The following is a 1,133-nucleotide window of genomic DNA, read 5'->3' as shown; positions in this document are numbered from 1 at the left end:
AGATATCATCATGGCCATTCTTCTTCTGGCTGACCACGACAGCAACCACCTTTCCGACCAGACCGCCAAGGCGCTGACCGCCGCCTCCAAGATCGCCAGTGGGACTGGAGCCGACGTGCATGTGCTGGTCGCCGGTGCCGGCGCCAAGGCCGCGGCCGAGCAGGCTGCCAAGCTTTCGGGCGTTGCCAAGGTGCTCGTCGCCGACGACGCCTCGCTTGCCAACAACCTCGCAGAGCCGCTGGCAGCCCTCATCGTCTCGCTCGCCGGTAACTACGACACGATCGTTGCGGCCGCGACCTCGGTCGGCAAGAACGTCATGCCGCGCGTCGCAGCGCTGCTCGACGTCGTCCAGGTCTCGGAAATCATCGAAGTGGTCTCTTCCGACACTTATCGGCGCCCGATCTATGCCGGTAACGCCATCCAGACGGTGCAGACGACGGAAGCCAAGCGTGTCATCACCGTGCGCACCGCCTCCTTCGCCTCTGCCGCTGAAGGCGGTTCGGCCGCGATCGAAAGCGTTTCGGCTGCCGCCAACCCGGGTGTTTCCTCCTTCGTCGCCGACGCGCTGTCGTCGTCCGACCGTCCGGAGCTGACCTCGGCCAAGATCATCATCTCCGGCGGCCGCGCGCTCGGCTCGTCGGAGAAGTTCAGGCAAGTGATCCTGCCGGTTGCCGACAAGCTCGGTGCTGCCGTCGGTGCCTCGCGCGCTGCCGTCGATGCCGGCTACGCGCCGAACGACTGGCAGGTCGGCCAGACCGGCAAGGTGGTCGCACCCGATCTCTATATCGCCTGCGGCATCTCCGGTGCCATCCAGCATCTCGCCGGCATGAAGGACTCGAAGGTCATCGTCGCGATCAACAAGGACGAAGAGGCACCGATCTTCCAGGTCGCCGACTACGGCCTGGTTGCCGATCTCTTCGAAGCGCTGCCGGAAGTCGAGAAGACGCTCTAACGCGGTTTGAACCGAACGACATCGGTCCGGCCGCCGCGCGCGCCCGGCCCAGCCCGCAATTCAGCGAATAACAAGGGGATCCTAAGATGGATGTACGCGCCGCCGTTGCCGTTCAGGCAGGCAAGCCGCTCGAGGTCATGACGGTTCAGCTCGAAGGCCCAAAGGCCGGCGAAGTGCTGAT

The 1,133-nt window shown here is 64.9% G+C and carries 1 protein-coding gene and 1 pseudogene; both read left to right on the top strand.

Features of this window, described 5'->3' with window-relative positions; genetic code table 11:
- Window positions 1-10: 10 nt before the first annotated feature.
- Window positions 11-952: an electron transfer flavoprotein subunit alpha/FixB family protein gene (locus tag BLU35_RS34800; protein WP_093236524.1), complete on the top strand. Its 942-nt coding sequence runs from the start codon at window positions 11-13 to the stop codon at window positions 950-952.
- 86 nt (window positions 953-1,038) lie between these two features.
- Window positions 1,039-1,133 (top strand): annotated as a pseudogene (locus BLU35_RS35895) (GNAT family N-acetyltransferase); the annotation flags it as partial.

The organism is Sinorhizobium sp. NFACC03 (assembly GCF_900103435.1).
Lineage (GTDB): Bacteria > Pseudomonadota > Alphaproteobacteria > Rhizobiales > Rhizobiaceae > Ensifer.
Note: the sequence above shows the minus strand (reverse complement) of the source record. Positions and strands in the feature narration are given on the sequence as shown.

Coding starts and splice junctions, on each gene's coding strand:
- BLU35_RS34800 (WP_093236524.1), top strand. CDS start 11: ATGGCCATTCTTCTTCTGGCTGACCACGACAGCAACCACCTTTCCGAC.